Source organism: Acinetobacter sp. WY4, assembly GCF_018438165.1.
In the GTDB taxonomy this organism is placed as follows: domain Bacteria; phylum Pseudomonadota; class Gammaproteobacteria; order Pseudomonadales; family Moraxellaceae; genus Acinetobacter.
Map to the genome: position 1 here is coordinate 2,400,386 of NZ_CP053947.1, position 17,793 is coordinate 2,418,178.

Annotated in this window: 19 protein-coding genes; 13 read left to right on the forward strand and 6 right to left on the reverse strand. The window is 40.3% G+C overall.

The genetic code is table 11. The annotated features are described in order from the left end of the window. Nucleotides 1-9 precede the first annotated feature (9 nt). From G4D73_RS11150 to G4D73_RS11180, 7 genes are all read left to right on the forward strand, one after another. Complete coding sequence (locus G4D73_RS11150; RefSeq protein WP_180086809.1) at nt 10-1,431, forward strand: FAD-dependent oxidoreductase; 1,422 nt, start codon at nt 10-12, stop codon at nt 1,429-1,431. 183 nt (nt 1,432-1,614) lie between these two features. After that, complete coding sequence (locus G4D73_RS11155; RefSeq protein WP_213686779.1) at nt 1,615-2,205, forward strand: LemA family protein; 591 nt, start codon at nt 1,615-1,617, stop codon at nt 2,203-2,205. A gap of 30 nt (nt 2,206-2,235) precedes the next feature. Continuing rightward, the gene (locus G4D73_RS11160) at nt 2,236-3,279 is read left to right on the forward strand and encodes a TPM domain-containing protein (protein WP_213686780.1); all 1,044 of its coding nucleotides are present in this window, start codon (nt 2,236-2,238) and stop codon (nt 3,277-3,279) included. Beyond that, the gene (locus G4D73_RS11165; RefSeq protein WP_213686781.1) at nt 3,273-3,833 is read left to right on the forward strand and encodes a TPM domain-containing protein; all 561 of its coding nucleotides are present in this window, start codon (nt 3,273-3,275) and stop codon (nt 3,831-3,833) included. The genes G4D73_RS11160 and G4D73_RS11165 overlap by 7 nt, the downstream gene beginning before the upstream one ends. 210 nt (nt 3,834-4,043) lie before the next feature. Next, nucleotides 4,044-4,466, forward strand: a complete 423-nt coding sequence (locus G4D73_RS11170; protein WP_213686782.1) for a pilin — start codon at nt 4,044-4,046, stop codon at nt 4,464-4,466. A 12-nt stretch (nt 4,467-4,478) separates the two neighbouring features. Then, complete coding sequence (locus G4D73_RS11175) at nt 4,479-5,987, forward strand: O-antigen ligase family protein (RefSeq protein ID WP_213686783.1); 1,509 nt, start codon at nt 4,479-4,481, stop codon at nt 5,985-5,987. 131 nt (nt 5,988-6,118) lie between these two features. Further along, nucleotides 6,119-7,753 (forward strand): PglL family O-oligosaccharyltransferase, encoded by a 1,635-nt coding sequence (locus tag G4D73_RS11180; protein WP_213686784.1) that lies wholly within the window; start codon nt 6,119-6,121, stop codon nt 7,751-7,753. A 54-nt stretch (nt 7,754-7,807) separates the two neighbouring features. Here the strand turns inward: G4D73_RS11180 and bfr are convergent, their stop codons facing one another. After that, a complete protein-coding gene (gene bfr / locus G4D73_RS11185; RefSeq protein WP_213686785.1) occupies nt 7,808-8,272 on the reverse strand; it encodes a heteropolymeric bacterioferritin subunit Bfr in 465 nt (154 codons plus the stop codon). A 231-nt stretch (nt 8,273-8,503) separates the two neighbouring features. Between bfr and G4D73_RS11190 the strand changes: the two genes are divergently transcribed. Next, on the forward strand, nt 8,504-9,565 hold the full coding sequence (locus G4D73_RS11190; protein ID WP_213686786.1) for an RNA-guided endonuclease InsQ/TnpB family protein: 1,062 nt from the start codon (nt 8,504-8,506) through the stop codon (nt 9,563-9,565). Between the two features lie 160 nt (nt 9,566-9,725). On the opposite strand, the gene G4D73_RS11195 is transcribed toward G4D73_RS11190, so the two are convergent. The 5 genes from G4D73_RS11195 to gmk all read right to left on the reverse strand — a co-directional run bounded on the left by G4D73_RS11195 (nt 9,726) and on the right by gmk (nt 13,900). Further along, complete coding sequence (locus G4D73_RS11195) at nt 9,726-9,920, reverse strand: bacterioferritin-associated ferredoxin (protein WP_004644972.1); 195 nt, start codon at nt 9,918-9,920, stop codon at nt 9,726-9,728. A 220-nt stretch (nt 9,921-10,140) separates the two neighbouring features. After that, nucleotides 10,141-10,524 (reverse strand): RidA family protein, encoded by a 384-nt coding sequence (locus tag G4D73_RS11200; RefSeq protein WP_004644973.1) that lies wholly within the window; start codon nt 10,522-10,524, stop codon nt 10,141-10,143. A gap of 75 nt (nt 10,525-10,599) precedes the next feature. Then, nucleotides 10,600-12,705, reverse strand: a complete 2,106-nt coding sequence (locus G4D73_RS11205) for a RelA/SpoT family protein (RefSeq protein ID WP_191111828.1) — start codon at nt 12,703-12,705, stop codon at nt 10,600-10,602. Between the two features lie 213 nt (nt 12,706-12,918). Next, the gene (gene rpoZ, locus G4D73_RS11210; protein ID WP_004281186.1) at nt 12,919-13,200 is read right to left on the reverse strand and encodes a DNA-directed RNA polymerase subunit omega; all 282 of its coding nucleotides are present in this window, start codon (nt 13,198-13,200) and stop codon (nt 12,919-12,921) included. A 76-nt stretch (nt 13,201-13,276) separates the two neighbouring features. Next, nucleotides 13,277-13,900, reverse strand: coding sequence for a guanylate kinase (gene gmk / locus G4D73_RS11215; protein ID WP_005108528.1), 624 nt, complete (start codon nt 13,898-13,900; stop codon nt 13,277-13,279). A gap of 133 nt (nt 13,901-14,033) precedes the next feature. Between gmk and ispH the strand changes: the two genes are divergently transcribed. The 5 genes from ispH to G4D73_RS11240 all read left to right on the forward strand — a co-directional run bounded on the left by ispH (nt 14,034) and on the right by G4D73_RS11240 (nt 17,784). After that, entirely contained in the window at nt 14,034-14,984 is a 951-nt protein-coding gene (gene ispH, locus G4D73_RS11220; protein ID WP_213686787.1) for a 4-hydroxy-3-methylbut-2-enyl diphosphate reductase, read from the forward strand. A 115-nt stretch (nt 14,985-15,099) separates the two neighbouring features. Beyond that, entirely contained in the window at nt 15,100-15,582 is a 483-nt protein-coding gene (locus tag G4D73_RS11225) for a pilus assembly FimT family protein (protein WP_228305165.1), read from the forward strand. A gap of 18 nt (nt 15,583-15,600) precedes the next feature. Beyond that, nucleotides 15,601-16,083, forward strand: a complete 483-nt coding sequence (gene pilV, locus G4D73_RS11230; RefSeq protein ID WP_213686788.1) for a type IV pilus modification protein PilV — start codon at nt 15,601-15,603, stop codon at nt 16,081-16,083. Then, nucleotides 16,076-17,098 carry a PilW family protein gene (locus G4D73_RS11235; RefSeq protein ID WP_213686789.1) on the forward strand — a complete coding sequence of 341 codons (1,023 nt, stop codon included), beginning with the start codon at nt 16,076-16,078 and terminating at the stop codon, nt 17,096-17,098. The genes pilV and G4D73_RS11235 overlap by 8 nt, the downstream gene beginning before the upstream one ends. Further along, nucleotides 17,098-17,784, forward strand: a complete 687-nt coding sequence (locus G4D73_RS11240; RefSeq protein ID WP_213686790.1) for a pilus assembly protein PilX — start codon at nt 17,098-17,100, stop codon at nt 17,782-17,784. The genes G4D73_RS11235 and G4D73_RS11240 overlap by 1 nt, the downstream gene beginning before the upstream one ends. The last annotated feature ends 9 nt before the right edge of the window (nt 17,785-17,793 follow it).

Here is a 17,793-nt window from a genome sequence, read left to right on the forward strand (position 1 = left end):
GAGAGAGACATGGCAGAACGCCTGAATAATGACTTTCAATTCCTGGATGTCGCACGCCAAGATCCAGAGAAAAAAGAGATTGATGTCCGCAAAGCAGAATTTGTGGAAATTTATAAGCCTTATACAGCGGAAATTGCAGCCAATCAGACGCATCGCTGCCTAGGCTGTGGTAACCCGTACTGTGAGTGGAAATGTCCGGTACATAACTACATTCCAAACTGGTTAAAACTGGTGTCTGAAGGACGTCTGTTTCAGGCGGCTGAACTGTGTCATCAGACCAATACTTTACCGGAAGTCTGTGGCCGTGTCTGTCCGCAAGACCGTCTGTGTGAAGGGGCGTGTACCCTGAACGACGGTTTCGGTGCGGTGACGATCGGGAATGCAGAAAAATATATCAACGATACAGCTTTTGCTTTGGGCTGGCGTCCAGATATGTCCAATGTGCAATGGACCAATAAGAAAGTCGCAATCATTGGTGCAGGTCCTGCAGGACTTGGCTGTGCGGATATTCTGGTACGTAACGGGGTAAAGCCTGTAGTTTTTGACAAACGTCCAGAAATTGGTGGTTTGCTGACTTTCGGTATTCCAGAATTCAAAATGGAAAAAGACGTAATGAAGCGCCGCCGTGAAATTTTCACCGGTATGGGGGTGGAATTTCGTTTGAATACTGAAATTGGCACAGATGTGACCATCGACCAGTTACTTGCCGATTATGATGCGGTATTTATGGGTATGGGAACCTATACCTACATGAAAGGTGGTTTTGCCGGTGAAGATCTGGATGGTGTGTATGATGCACTGGATTTCCTGATTGCGAATGTCAATCGTTGTCAGGGCTGGGAAAAAGATCCAGCTGAATACATCAGTGTTGAAGGCAAGAAAGTCATCGTTTTAGGCGGTGGTGATACTGCTATGGACTGTAACCGTACCTCAATTCGTCAAGGTGCCGAATCCGTGGTCTGTGCTTATCGTCGTGATGAGGAAAACATGCCGGGTTCACGCCGTGAAGTACAAAATGCACGTGAAGAAGGAGTGAATTTCCAGTTTAACCGTCAGCCGATCGAAGTTGTTGGTGAAAATGGTAAAGTGACCGGTGTGAAATTTATTACTACTCAGCTGGGTGAGCCGGACAGTCGTGGTCGCCGTAGTCCAGAGCCGATTCCGGGTTCAGAAGAAATTCTTCCGGCGGATGCAGTCCTGCTGGCATTTGGTTTCCGTACCAGCCCAGCCGACTGGTTCACTGATGTAGAAATCAATCTGGATGGTTCAGGTCGTGTCGTTGCCGCTGAACAGCAGCAATATAAATTCCAGACCTCAAATCCAAAAATCTTCGCTGGTGGTGATATGGTTCGTGGTTCTGATCTGGTGGTAACCGCAATCTGGGAAGGCCGTCAGGCAGCTGAAGGAATTCTGGATTATCTAGATGTTTAACAGTTGAAAATTCACTGAAATCATTCAAACAACCCGCTATGGCGGGTTTTTTATTTTTGGATATTGTCTAACTTAAAGAGAGGCCATTAAAAAAGATTATAAAAAGTAACAAAACTTTAGAAAATACTGTTTAAAATCAAATTAATTATATAAATATCAATAAAGAACTGAGGACAAGACATCATGCGTGTATTAAAACAATCTCTCATAGCTTTGATGCTGGTCAGTACCTTAACACTGAGTGGCTGTGGCTATAACACCTTGCAAGTCAAAGATGAAGCAGTAACGGCAGCCTGGTCTGAAGTTCAGAACCAGTATCAGCGCCGTGCCGACTTGGTGCCAAATTTGGTCAATGTGGTCAAAGGCTATGCTGCGCATGAAGAGCAGGTCTTAACCGAAGTGACTCAAGCACGTGCCAATGTTGCCGGTTTAAAAGTAGATCGTGAAGTGCTGGAAGATCCTGAATTATTCCAACGCTATCAGGAAGCACAGGCCCAGATGACCAGTGCCTTGTCTCGTCTTTTAGCCGTCACTGAGAATTATCCCGATCTGAAAGCCAATCAGCAGTTCCGTGATTTGCAAATACAGCTGGAAGGCACTGAAAATAGAATCGCTGTGGCACGTAACCGTTATATCACCACGGTGCAGGACTTTAACTCTTATGCCCGTCAGTTCCCGCAAGTGATGACGGCAAAAGTGATTGGTATGGATACCAAACCGAACTTTAGTGCCGAGCAAAGCGCACAGAAAGCTCCTACGGTTTCCTTTGAATAAGTACTGACCTGTAAATAAGTGAGAGATCAGATGCCTGAAATACTGCTGAAATATTGTGCTGGTTTGATTCTCATGTTGGGCATGGGAACGACAATGCTTGTTTCAGCAGAAACAGCCACGGCTACAGATGCTGAAGACGTCATTGTAGCCCGTGAAATCTTGCAGCCTAAAAATAATCAAAATACTCCAGCTCAAAATACAGAGACTGCAGCAGCATCACAGCCACAAATTGCCAATGGCATGGCTGAAGGACAGCTTCAGCGCGACTTGCCCAGCCTGAATGAACCGGTTATTGATCAGGCAAATTTACTCACTCCCGCTGAAAAACAGCAACTCAGTCAGCGTATTCTAAAACTTTATAATGAAGGCAAAGGGCAAATAGGTGTAGTCATTGTTCCGACCACGGGGCAGGAAGATATTTTTGATTATTCCATGCGTGTTGCTGAAGCCTGGCAGCTCGGTTCGGCCAAACGCGACAATGGTTTATTGATGACCATTGCCATTAATGATCGTCGTATTCAGATTTTGACCGGTTATGGGCTGGAAGGAGTGCTACCTGATATCGTGGCAGGTCGAATTATTCATGACAAAATTACGCCATTTTTTAAGCAAGGTCAGTATGCGCAGGGCATTGATTCCGGACTAACCGAAATTGAACGTATTTTAAATTTAGATCCTGAAATTGCAGCACAGGCCGCGGATGAAATCAAAGAACGTCAGGAACAAGCCTATCAAGCTCAAAAAGCATCGCAAGCTACTTTTGGGAGTGTCATCTTTATTATTGTTGCGGGGGTCATTGGTTCCATGATCTTTGGTAAACGTCTGAGCGCAGCAACTGCAGCGGTGGCAGGTACAGCGGCAGGATTGGTGAATGGCTTAGGCTTGGTTGCTAGCCTAATGATTGGCGCAGGTATTTTCTTTTTATTGGTCACCTCTATTGCCCAGCTGATTTTACACGCCTTTATGGCAGGTGGTGGCCGGGGCGGTGGTAGTGGCCGTGGTGGATTTGGTGGCGGCGGCTTCGGCGGTGGCGGTGGTAGTTTTGGTGGGGGAGGAGCATCAGGCTCATGGTAACAACAACAGATACGACAGAGATTGTCACCCAGCCGAAGCTGGAAGAACATGCACAGCCGAGTTTTAAGCGCTGGTTAAAGCATTTTTTTTATATGCCTGCAACTAAACGTTTTTTCTCCAAGCAGGATCAGCATGCGATTGCAGTCGCGGTAGAGGAAGCCGAGCATGGGCATGTGGGGGAGATTCAGGTCGTCATTGAAGGTTGTTTGCCTTCACGATCTGCCTATTATCAAGATACCTTATGTCGTGCCCGGCAGTTATTTGCGAAAATTGGTGTTTGGGATACCGAATATAACAGTGGAGTACTCCTGTATTTGAATCTGTGTGAACATAAGGTTGAGATTGTGATTGATCGAGGAATTAAAGATGCAACGACCCAGCAAGTCTGGGATGAAATCTGCCAAAACATTATTCAACATCTCGCTCAGCATAAGTTTAAAGAAGGTGTCATTGAAGGAGTGAAGCAGATTGGGGAAGTACTAGATCAGTACTATGATCGTAAAATAGATGATTTAGAAAATGAATTGGGGAATAAACCGATTATATTGGGGTGATTTTAGTCAACTAACTGACAAAATTTGTCAGTTAGTTACACAAAATAAAACACAAATATTACAAAAATAAAAATATTTTTTTAAAGTGCTGTTTTTTCTTTCAATTTTATTATAATAAAACTTGGCACACTTAGTGCTAAATATAAAATTAAGCTAAATGAGCTTTTCTTTAGGCTTATAAATAAACAAAAAACATTTGTGGAGAATGTTATGAACGCTCAAAAAGGTTTTACATTGATCGAGCTGATGATTGTTGTCGCTATTATCGGTATTTTAGCTGCGATTGCGATTCCTGCATATACTGATTACACTGTACGTGCGCGAGTTTCTGAAGGTCTCAGTACAGCAGCTGCAATGAAGGCAACTGTTTCCGAAAATATTGCTAATGCAGGTGGAGCTATAGCAAGTTCCGGTAATTGTACTGGTGTAACAGGTATCAGTACTTCTAATTCAACAACTAATGTAAAAACAGCTGAATGTAATGATGCTAATGGTAAAATTACTGTTACAATGAATCCTAATGCAAAAGATGCTGTACTTGTTTTAACTCCTACGATCAATGGTGGAGCAGTTAAATGGGCTTGTACAACAACTACTGATAAAAAATATGTTCCATCAGAGTGTCGTTCATAATATACAAGTAGTATGTTAAATCTTGCATATTACATATTGGGGTTAAGTTATCTTAACCCTAATGCTTATTTACCATGGCCTAACTTCTATCAAGATGGCCTTGCTATTTTAAGTTTTTTATTTTTTATTTTTTATTTTTTAAAAATTAAATCTTCTTTTGTTATAAGTAAATTCCTAATTTATATTTATATTATTACTTTATTTTTTATATGCTTTCAGTTTTTTTTAAATTTTTATTATTTTTATCAAGATTTATTTTTATTTTTATTCTATTTTACTTTATTTTTTATAAGTATTCTTATTGGCTCAAATGATATAATAAAAATACATAAGTTAATGTTTCTTTTTTTATTTGTTGGTTTAGTTAGTATTGCTATACAGATATTTCAATGGGTAGGTTTTGAGTCTATATTTTTTAGGGAATTTTTAGGTAAGCGACCTTACGCTAATTTAGGGCAGCCTAATCAATTAGCAACATTATTATTTTTTTCTTTGTTTTCAAATTTATATTTATTATTTGATAAAAGAGTTAATATAAAAATTTATTGGATTTTTTCTTTTATATTGTCATTTGGAATTGCATTGACTTTTTCTAGAACAAGTTGGTTGGTCTTTTTATTTGTAATAATAATTTCTTTACTTAAATTTAATTTAAAATTATATAAAGTATTATTTCCTGTTTTTATTGTCTATATTTTTCAAGTAATAATATTAGCAAGTTTAAGTAGTTCTTTTGGAGTGAAATTTAAAGAAATAATAGGGCATAGAAATATATCTGATCCGTCAAGAATTAAAATTTGGGAGCAATCGATAGTTGCGGTAAAAGAGAGTCCTTGGCTGGGCTATGGAGTTAATCAAACATCAATTGCTCGAGCAAAAGTATTAGAAACAAGTCAATCCTATGATTTAGTAGAGTATTCACATAATTTATTTTTAGACATTTTATTGTGGTTCGGTATTCCAATGGGTAGTATACTTATTTGTATAAGTATTTACTTTTTTTGTGAAAAACTAATTAGAGAAAAGGAAGTTAAAAAAAATATACTTTTATTAATAATACTTTGTTTTTTTATTCATAGTATGCTTGAGTATCCATTTACATATGCTTATTTTATTATTCCTATTGGTTTTATTTTAGGTTTTTTTGTTGCTAACTCAGGTTTTTACATTACTGTTGATAACAGGCTATTAGTTATTTTTATATTACTATTAAATTTTGGATTTTGTTTTTTAGTATTTGAATATTTCAGATACAAAAATGTATCTAGAGATTTGGATTATAATTATTTATTTTCCAGTGACAATAAGATTGTAAAAAACAAATTTTTTTTAATAGATATGATTTATTATAATAAGTTGAATCAGGTTGCTGAAAAAAATGATATTTTAAAAGATTATCATTTAGAGCATTTTCAAATTCTTTACTATAGATATCCATCCAATGTTAATTATTCTTTATACTTGTCTAAATATATTGAAGAGCAAGAAGGGGGGCTAAAGGGTAAAACTCAAATAAAATAAATTTTAACTAAGTTACAATAAAAATTTAATTTAAGAAGAAATTTCTTTATTAAAAGTAATTGTAGCTATAGGTGTTAAAATTTTGTATAAAAAAATATAAAATATGCCCAGTTTTTTATTCTATTTTTCTTATGAAGTATGTATTACTATTTTTTGCAGCAATTCTCATCTCTCTTGCATGGCTAATGCCTGTGCACTACCGCCCATGGGTCACCTATACCGGTGAGCTTTATGCATTTTTTTCCCTATTAGCTTTGGCTGCTATCTTTTTAAAAGAAAAAATTAAACTTCCTGTAATCAATCTCCCTTTATTATTACTTGCTTGTATACCTGTAATTCAATTGCTGGCAGGACAAGTATTTTTCTTTAGTACTGCCATGATGGGCATTATTTTTGTTTTTAGCTTTTGGCTGGCAAGTGTACTCGGTTATAACCTTTCAGCAGGAAACTATAAGCGAGAAGAAACTTTTACCAATCTTAGTTATGTATTCCTTGCTTCCGGAATGATTACTGGTTTAATTGCACTGTGCCAGTGGACAAATTTAGATGCAGTCTTACCAGGCATGGTGAATATCAGTGGTAGTCAGCGGCCTTATGCCAACTTTGCCCAGCCGAACAATATGGCGACTTTCTTGATTATGTCCTTGATGAGTTGTTTATATCTCTATGAAAAGAAAAAAATCCAGATTAAATGGTTAGTGGCTTGCGCCTTAGCTATCGTGATTGGAATTGCTTTAAGTCAGTCGCGTACTGCTTGGGTTGCTGCGAGTGCGATTATCCTTTATTTAGCTTTCTATCAATATAAAGGTATTATTCGCCTGAAATGGTATTACAGCAGTCTGTGGTTTGGCTTCTTTGTGGCTTGTATTGTCGCTTTTCCATTACTCGGTCAGTTGGCTGCTCAAGCGATAGATGCAGATGTAGTGCAAAGCCGTGATGTGGTTGCTCGTGCTACAGGGGATATGTCTCGTTTAGCAATTTGGCAGCAAATGCTAGCGGCCATTCAGGCACAGCCATGGTTTGGTTATGGTTGGTATCAGACCAGTGTTGCCTTTGCCTCGATCAGTGATACGGTGCAAGGTCCAGTCTGGATTCGAAGTGCACATAACTTTATTATTGATTTCTTACTATGGAATGGGCTGATTGTTGGTCTGCCTTTTTTAGCCTATTTCGGCTATTTAGGTTATCAGCTACAAAGATGGGTGAAAACTCCTGAGTCGGTCATTGGTATTTTGATGATTGGAGCTTTTCTTACTCATGCCATGTTTGAGTTTCCGCAGCACTATGCCTATTTCCTTTTACCAGTAGGTTTTATTTTAGGTACTATTCTAGCCCAAAATCCGAATATCAAAACCGTGACCTTACCCGCTATAGCAATGAAAATCATTTTTGGGTTTGGTCTACTGTTATTGATCGTGATCTATCGGGATTATGATGTCGCTGTACCTAAACTTGGTCAAAGTATTCGTTATGAGCAACAGCCCGAAAAAATCACCAATCAGCAGCCAATCTATTTATTAACAGAGTTTAATCATCGTATTGACTGGATTCGTCTTAATCCTTATAGCAAAGCATCCTCTGAACAGATTCAAGCAGGCGAACAGATGGTATTAAGTTATCCAACTAAATATAACCTAATTAAATACGCCAAACTGCTAGCTTTTAATGGTTATGAAGATGAAGCCAAGCATCAGCTGCAACGCTTAAAAGTCATTCAGAAAACTGAACTTAGTTATGAGGAATTGATTCAGCATATGCCAAGATAAATTCCCTATAAAAAAGCCAGCAAGAGCTGGCTTTTTTATTGATTCATTCTAAGTTTAGAGCTGGCTTTGAATATAGTTTTCAATACCAATACTTTCGATGAGATCTAACTGGGTCATAGTCCAATCCAGATATTCCTCTTCCTTTTCCAGAATTTCACGTAATAGGTCACGGGTCACATAATCCATCTGTGTTTCTGCCAAAGCCACAGCCTGCTGAATGACTTCAATATTTTCTTTTACTTTGCGTACATCACAGTGCAGTACTTCTTGCGTATGCTGACCGATATACAGTTTGCCCAGATTCTGTAAATTCGGCAGACCTTCCAAAAATAAAATGCGTTCAATAATTTTATCGGCATGTTTCATCTGAACAATGGATTCTTTATATTCTGCCGAGCCCAGTTTCTCAATGCCCCAGTCATTAAACATGCGCGAATGCAGGAAATACTGGTTAATGGCAGTTAAGTGGTGATACAACACCTGATTGAGCTGATTAATCACATCACGATTGCCTTTCATCGCATAACTCCATTTGGACCTGTTTTATCTTTCTAAGAAAGCGCTCTAATACTGATAGTAAAGCAAGTCAGGGGCAAATGGCGAGTAATTTATCAAATCAAAAGTAAAACCTCGTTTTCAAGGCAGGGATATAAATGAGTGACCTAAGCCATACGACATGAAATGTCGTTTCAAATTAACATTTTTAACTTTGGATATTCTATTGGTTATTTTCATTGATAAAATAATCGTATGAAAACACTTAAATTACGCATTAAAGATAAACATTCCAAGATATTAGAGCAATTAGCATCTGAAGTGAATTTCGTCTGGAATTATGTCAATGATTTAAGCTTTAAACACCTTAAAAGAAAAGGTGAATTTTTCAGTGCTTACGATATTGCTAAATATACGAAAGGTACATCTAGGCTTTGTGGGTTACATAGTCAAACCATTCAGGCTGTTACCGAAGAATTAGTCATACGCAGAAAGCAATTCAAGAAGACTAAACTAAAATGGCGGGTCAGTCATAAGAAATCAGCCAGAAGATCACTAGGTTGGATCCCCTTCAAGAAAGTAGCAATCAAGTATGCTAATGGTCATATCCAGTATGGCAAGCATCAGTTTAAGATATGGGATAGCTATGGACTGTCAAATTACAGTATCAAGACCGGTTCGTTTGTCGAGGATGCGCGTGGCCGTTGGTATGTCTGCTTAGTTGTGAATAGCCCTAAAATTGAGAAATCGACTGCGACTAATTTGATTGGGATTGATCTGGGCTTAAAGGATATAGCCACTTGTTCGGATGGTACGATAATTTCAAATCCCAAGTTCTACCGTCAATATGAACAGAAATTAGGGATTGCTCAACGAGCTAAAAATAGAAAACGTGTCCGTGCATTACACGCCAAGATTGCAAACTGTCGTAAAGACCATTTACACAAAGCAAGTACGATGCTTATAAAGAAAAATGCACTAATTGTTATAGGCGATCTGAGTGCGAAAAAACTGGTGAAAACCAAGATGGCGAAGTCTGTTCTGGATACCGGATTTTCAGCATTCAAGGCCATGCTCAAGTATAAATGCGAGAACGCAGGAGTATGGTTTGAAGAAGTTAGTGAAAGTTTCACAACCCAAATGTGTTCGTGCTGTGGTGAGGTCACTGCAAGCAGTCCGAAAGGTAGAGCAGATTTGCGAATAAGAGTATGGGAATGTGAAAACTGTTCAAGTGTTCTGGATCGGGACTTGAACAGTGCTAAGAACATACTTGCGCTTGGGCATAAGCGTCTCGCAGGAGAAATCAGCTCTATTTAGAGAGGTGAGGATGTCAAGGAACAGCAAATGAAAATCGCAATCGACTCGATCCAAGCTTGGATCAACGGCAATAAAAACCCGCCAGAGTCAAAGGCGGGGGAGGAGTAATGATCAAAGATCATTGTTTTTCATTATGCTTATAAGGAGAAATATTTTGAATTTATGCTGCAACAGCCAGGCGTGCTGCAATTTGTGAAACTTCATCACTGATGATCATACGAGCTTCTGGTGCACAACGGCCACAGCAAGTTCCCAAGTCCAACATATCGCGGACATCACGATAACTTTCAGCGCCATTTGCAATAGCATCTTTAATGTCTTGATCTGTAATGCCACGGCATAGACAAACGTACATAGGACACAACCACAGTGATTAAATAAGATAAGTAATATTATTGATAATTGTTATCGTTTGTCAATAAAAATCATTTGAAATAGCTTTTATCATGATTGATGATTTAGATAAAAAAGTACCACCTGAGCGGAAACCCAAGTACTGCTCGGATTTCCAAACAAAAGCGATTCATGATTTAGAATGAAATATTGCAGAGTGAGGATTGAGTGATTTTTATAACTTATTGATTAATGATAACAATGCCATCCATTTCAACCAAGGCATCTTTAGGCAGGCTGGCGACACCTAAAGCGGCACGTGCTGGATAGGGTTGGGCAAAATACTCACCCATAATTTGATTGACCAGTTGAAAGTGAGATAAATCGGTCAGGAAAATATTCAGTTTGGCAATATCTGCCAAAGAACCACCAGCGGCTTCACAGACTGCTTTTAAGTTATCAAACACCCGGCGAATTTGAGCTTCAATGCCTTCAACCAGTTCCATACTATAAGGATCCAGGCCAATTTGACCTGATAGATATAAGGTATCACCCACTAAAATGGCTTGCGAATAAGTACCAATCGCAGCAGGGGCATTTTCAGTATGGATTACTTGGCGGGACATTAATTTCTCCTTTTATCATCGACATACATCATATTCGATCAATTCGGCTGATCAAAGCACTATCGTTTTAAATGATCAGCTCGCTTTAGAGGCTTCACTGAAAACGACGGGCTGAGCCAGACGGATAATTCGTGGGAAACCGAAATACATGCGTAAATCCCGAATAATCTGTGCAATCTGTTTACGGTTATGCACCACGATATTGACATAGGTTTTGTCATCCTGAGTGCGCACCATTTCCACCCCGGAATGCGCTTTACGACATTGGTAAATCAGGTCGGAAATCTGTTCGTCATTCATGTCAAGGTCAATGCTGAGATAGGCAGTAAAGCTGATATCTTCCAGATCATCAGAGGTCCACTGCAACAACATGATATTTTCTGGATGCTGATGTTGTTCATGCAGAAGGTTGTGGCAGCGCGCACGATGCACAATCAGACCGCGACGGGTCAAATGACCCTGAATCGGATCACCCAACACAGGATTGCAGCAATGCGCATATTTGACATCGACACCTTCTGTTCCCTGAATCAGACGGTCTGAACTGGCGATATTCTGATGCTGATCTTGGGCAAATAAATGGTTGGCCACCAGTTGCGGTAATAAATCACCCACTGCAATCTGTTCAAACAGTTGTTCCTTGCTGGAAACATGACGCCATTCCAAGAGGTTTTTCCAGTCTGCTTCAGTCAGATCACGAATGGAACGATGGAACAGTTTCAAGGCACGATTGAGAGCCTGTTGTCCGACCAGACGCTGTTCGTCTGGATCTTGATCACGCAGAATATTCTGAATAGCACGACGAGCTTTCTGGGTATTAATAAAACTGAGCCAATCTGGGTTCGGAGTGGCGAGGACATCAGTAATGATTTCGACTACCTGACCACTGACTAAAGGCGTTGAAAGCGGCTTAGTTTCATTGTTAATTTTTGCACCAACCGCATGGTTGCCTAGGAATAAACTCGCGGCATAGGCAAAGTCAACCGCCGTGGCGCCTTGTGGCAATTCATGTAAATGGCCGTGCGGGGTATAGACCCAAATTTTTTCCTGATGCAAATAGTCCAGTAATTCACTGAAAGTGGTTTTGGCACATTCACCATCGACCAGAACATTCAGATTCTGCATCGAGGCCTGAATCGCAGAGCGACAGGCTTGCGGCGCACTTTCACCGAGCACAACGCCAAAACGTGCTGCTTTACGCATCAGTTCGGTTTGAATGGTCAAAGACAAAGTGGTCTTTTCGCCTTTCAGGCGCATCATCAAGGACTGGTTGCCTCCCGGTAATGGGCGGCGGATATGATCTTCATAACTCTGGATTTTAAAACTTTGCGTCAGAATTTCTGCCAGTCGGTCACAGTCCGCGATGCTCTGTAAAATAATTTCAAATGCATGGCTGTGCGTCAATTCCTGCAGATCGATGTCATTTTTAACAAAGTGGCGCAGTAGCTCAATATTGTTGTTTTTCTTCTTAATCCGGCCCTGAATGGCATTCTGTTGCAGCAGTTCGGTCAGGTTTTTTTCCCACTTGGCCTGATATTCACAGCGTTTGGGCTTGGTTTCCAGTAGAGCGGCCTGCACATTATTATACATGTCCAGATCTAGATTTTGATAACAAAGATGTTCGAGGTTGTCGGCCATTTCATTCATGCCGACAATACGGGCCATTGGAACAAAAATTTCAAAGGTTTCCCGGGCAATACGCGCGCGTTTGTCTGGACGTAATGCATCCAAAGTGGTCATATTGTGATAACGGTCGGCCAGTTTCACGATAATGACACGTGGATCTTGTAGAGTCGCTTGCAGGATTTTCCGGAAAGAAGCCGCTTTATTATATTCTTTATCACTGGAATGGCTCAGTTTGGTGACACCATCGACCAGTTCAGCAACGGTAAAACCAAAAATCTTGCTAATATCATCTTTGTTAAATTCGGTATCTTCAATCACATCATGCAGCAGGGCAGCCATTAAAGTTTCAGTGTCCAAACGCATATGCGCCAAGATACAGCTGACCGCAATCGGATGTAAAATATAAGGTTCACCACTTTTACGCACAATCCCGTCATGCGCCATATCTGCATAATCACAGGCCGCAAGCACACGTTCGACATCGCTTTCACTTAAATACGCATCGATAATGATCTCTAACTGCTGCTTGGCTTGACTGACCTGTGGGCCTGGCATAAAACACCTTTTCAACTGAATTTTTTACAAATAAAACCTGAAAGCATTCTAGAAATGTGAATTTCCTGGCTTGATGGTTTTTGCTGCTACAGAGCAGAAAACCAATACAAACTTGATAGCTAACCCTTATGTTATAACCGTTCTGGCATAAATATAAAAGTCACATAACAAAAAAAGCCTAGTTTAGAACTAGGCTTTTTGAGTGACGATCTCTTATTGGAAAGAAAAACCGTCTAAGTTTAGATTATTTGCAGAAAGTGCAAGATCCAAGCTTGATGTTTGATAATCTTGATCACGTTGTTTCAAAATATCTTTTGATACATGACCTGAAGCGATTTCACGTAAAGCAACAACAGTCGGTTTGTCATTGTCCCATTCTACAGTTGGTTCAATACCTTGACGTGCCAATTGACGCGCGCGCTTGCTTGCCACTAGTACAAGCTCAAAGCGGTTGTCTACATGGTCTAAACAATCTTCAACGGTGACGCGTGCCATAAGAATTCTCGTTTGAATAATAAATTTTAACAGACTGCACAGTATAAAAGGCTTTGTCTATAGACTCAAGTTTTAATCACTGCTCAGTCGGCGTTATCAGTTTCTGAATTAGTTTTTCATGACGGTTGGCTTGCTGAGACAAGACCAAACGATTGGCGATAATCACCGCTTCCAGGTCATGCAGCGCCTTATTAAAGTCATCATTAATGATGATATAGTCAAAGTTGCTATATTGTTGCATATCTTCTACCGCGCAGCTTAGACGATGTTCAATCACATCTAGAGCATCAGTACCACGGTTAGATAGGCGTTCACGCAAGTCGAACTGACTTGGTGGCAAGATAAAAATTTGTTTAGATTCAGGAAAAAGTCGACGAACCTGTTGCGCACCTTGCCAGTCAATTTCCAGTAGCACATCATGACCTTTAGCCAGTTGCTCTTTCACTGTGGCTTGTGCAGTACCGTAGTAATTACCAAATACTTCGGCGTATTCGATAAAACCACCTTCATTGACCAGATTTAAAAAATCTTCTTTATTGGAGAAATGATAGTGTACGCCATCGAGTTCGCCAGGTCGTTGACCGCGTGTAGTATGTGACACAGAAACGTGAAGATTGTTGACACGCTCAAGTAGGGCTTTAACAAGGGATGTTTTGCCTGTTCCAGACGCTGCAGAAACGACAAACAAGAGACCCGACATGATATTTTTCCTGATATGATAAAATATCTTCTCTATTTTAGAGTAGAGCGGCTTTAAACTAAATAGTTGTCAGTCGATTGTTTACATTTATTTCAATTGAACCGCTAAAAATGGTGTGAGTATTGAGGATTCTATGGAAATTGTTTTAGCCAACCCACGTGGTTTTTGTGCTGGTGTAGATCGTGCCATTGCGATCGTGAACCGTGCCTTAGAATGCTTTAACCCACCGATTTATGTGCGGCATGAAGTGGTGCATAACAAATTTGTCGTCGATGACTTACGTCAGCGTGGTGCAATTTTTGTCGATGAACTTGATGAAGTGCCCGATGACAATATTGTGATTTTTAGTGCGCATGGCGTTTCTAAAGCAGTCCAGCAAGAGGCTGAACACCGTGGTTTGAAAGTTTTTGATGCGACTTGTCCCTTGGTGACTAAGGTGCACATTGAAGTGACTAAATATGCCCGTGAGGGAGTAGAAGCGATTCTAATTGGTCATGAAGGTCACCCTGAAGTCGAAGGTACGATGGGGCAATATGATAAAAAAAATGGTGGTGAGATTTATCTGGTTGAAGATGAAGAAGATGTCGCCGCTTTAACGGTACGCAATCCTGAAAAAGTGGCTTTTGTCACGCAAACAACTTTATCAATTGACGATACAGCGAAAGTGATTGATGCCCTTCGCCAGAAATTCCCGCTGATTCAGGGACCACGTAAAGATGATATTTGTTACGCCACACAAAACCGTCAGGATGCAGTGCGTGATCTGGCTGAACGCTGTGATGTGGTTCTGGTAGTAGGTTCTCCAAACTCTTCAAATTCAAACCGCTTACGTGAGCTGGCTGAACGTATGGGTAAAGCGGCTTACCTGGTCGATAATGCCGATGAACTCAAGCAGGAATGGTTTGCAGAAAATGCCCAGATTGGGGTAACAGCAGGCGCATCTGCACCTGAAATACTGATTAAACAGGTCATTCAGCGTTTACAGGATTGGGGTGCACAAGCGCCTAAAGAGCTGGATGGGCGGGAAGAGAATATTACCTTTAGCCTACCCAAAGAGTTACGTATTCCTGTAACACAGGCTTAGAGTGTTAACTGTTTAACATTCTGTTTCTTATTTAAAAATAAGCAGATAACTGGGAAATGACAGTTATCTGTTTTTTTATGCCTTTTATCTGCTCTGTGTAGGTTTTGTAACTTTAATGCGTATTATTTTAACTGGGCCAAAGTTTTGCCTGGGGGAGAGTATGCAGGAAAATAAAGGATTCACTTTAATTGAGCTAATGGTGACGATTGCTGTGGTGGCGATTATTGCTGGAATGGCTGCTCCTTCAATGTCTAGCATGATTCGTAAAAACCAATTACATAGCGATGCAAGAGCTATTGTTGAATTGGCCACAATGGCACGTTCAGAAGCTGTATTTACCAAGAAACAACAGAAGTTGGCACTAGACGCCTCGGTAACAGACGGCAAGTTCAAGTGGCTGCCAGAGCAACATACCAGTTGGGCAACCAAACCAGTCAATAGCCTGACCTACAATATGTTTGGCTTTTTAGTTTCAGCGAATGATCGTGAGTGTTTTATTTTGCAGCATCAAAAAGATAGTTCACAAAAAGCGGTCATCGAGTTTTTTAAAAACGGTTCGATTCGATATGAACGCTCAAATAGCACATGCCCAAATTAATAGGATGAGGGTAAAACAATGATAAGAAATCAACGTGGTGTTGGCTTGGTCGAGGTTTTAGTGGCATTGGTGCTGCTTGGAATTGCAGTGCTAGGCTTTACTGCTTTGCAAATTCGGGCAGTTTCTGCCAGTGCAGACGCAGGTCAAAACATTCAAGCCATGAATATTGCCAGGGATTTATCTGAACGTATCCGTATGAATCGTGCTGGATTAGATGAATATAAGGCAAATGCAACAGTGACAGATTGTGCTGCAAATTTTTGTACCAGTGATCAAATGGCAGCCTATGACTTTAAACAAGTTCAGTTGCGTGCAGAAAATTTAGGCATGTCTATTGCTGTGAACGACTGCCAAGGTTCGACCCTGAAAAGAAAATGTGTATATGTGGCTTGGGATACAACCACTGCAACAAACGGAAGTGGGGGTAATCACTGTACCAATGGGACAGCGTATAACCCAAATGCACAATGCATAATTATGGAGGCTTATAACTATGACTAAGCTTCAGAAAGGTTTCACTTTACTTGAACTGATGATTAGCTTGGCAATTGGTTTGTTGGTGGTCAGTGCAGCAACCGCTATTTTTCTCAGCGCACAACGGTCTTTAGGATTTCAGTTGGGTATGGGTGATGTGCAGCAAAACTCAAATTTTGGCTTGGCAATGCTGACTCATGACTTACGACACGCCAATCTAAACACACCGTCTAACCAAAAAGTTAATAATAAGATGGTGGGTTCTGGCGTAATTTTTGCCCGAGAAAACTACCCATCCAGTTTACATGCAAATTTGAGCAATATTGCGTATAGCACACAAAATTTTGCCGATGATGCAACGGCAGGTAAAAGTGATCAAATTGTGATTCAGTTTGTGCCACAGTATCAAATTGAAGAAGCATCAGATGTTGACCCAAATGATGCTACCAAGAAAATCAATGAAAGATTATTAAGCAATACAGATATGTATGATTGCGAAGGCAATAGAATTGGATTTACAACTGCCAAAGCCAATGAGGATACCCAGGCAATCCGCCCAACCATGGTGCAGCGTTACTATGTAGCAAAATTACCAACCTCACAGCAGGGCAGTGATGGTTTGGATCGTTACGGACTGTACTGTGATGCAGGGCATTATAAAGCAGGTGATAGTACGATTAATGGTTTGGGTAGCAATGCACAACTACTCATGCAAAATATTGATGCCTTTAAGGTGCTTTTGGGGGTGAAAAATCCACAAAACAATCAATTGCGCTATGTCACGATAGATCAATATAAAACTTTAATGTCATCCATTACCGCAGAAAAAGATTATCTACAAGTGATTTCCTTGCAGGTGTCTGTAGTCGCGCGATCTGCGACCAATATTGGGGCTGATGCTGGTTTAAATAATAAAACTATTACCCTCCCAGGCGCCGCAACTGCAGTGGTGTTCGATGGTGATGCGAATTTGAATAAAAAATACATACGTCAACTGGTCACTCAAGTGGTTGGTTTGCGTAATACATTGGGAGCATCGTAATGAAACAACAAAAAGGTGCAACGCTCATTGTGGTTTTGGTCATCCTGATTTTAATTACCTTGGTAGGTACACTAGCCGTTCGTTCTGGGATTTTAGGATTAAGACTGGCCACCAACAGCCAAGTACAGGCTTTGTTATTAGAAAATAGTAATGCGGCATTGTTTAATTTAGAAAACCCAAATCAGGTGGCGCGCCAATTAGCCCAAGATGGTATGTATAGCTATTTTAACTCCGCTGCTAATGCTGAAGATGAGTTGGTATTTTGCTACCGTTCATCGCAAAGTACATTTTTTTCTATGAATCAAGCTAGTGCAATTTCCCGTACAGGCTCAAAAACCAAAATTGGGGTAACAGGTTATTGCAAAGCCAATCAGTTTGCGACAGGGCGTTCAGCGGTATTGGCGCAAGTCTATTTAAAGAAAAATATAGACAATGTGGTGCCATTTGCACACGTAGCTCAAAACACCAGTATTGGCTCAAGCAGCTTACCTGTGGTGTCGAACAGTATTAGCGTCACCGTGATTTCAGTCTTGCCAAGTTTTTCTAGTGCAAGTAAAGCAGAAATTGAAGCTTGCTTTAAAGAGCGTGCGGCAAATGTATCACGCTGTTTTGAAGATTTAAATATTCCCTATAACACCCAGCGCGCAGACTATGTGGTAGGTGGTCAGCCAAAGCTTGTGTCGTAGTCGAACAGC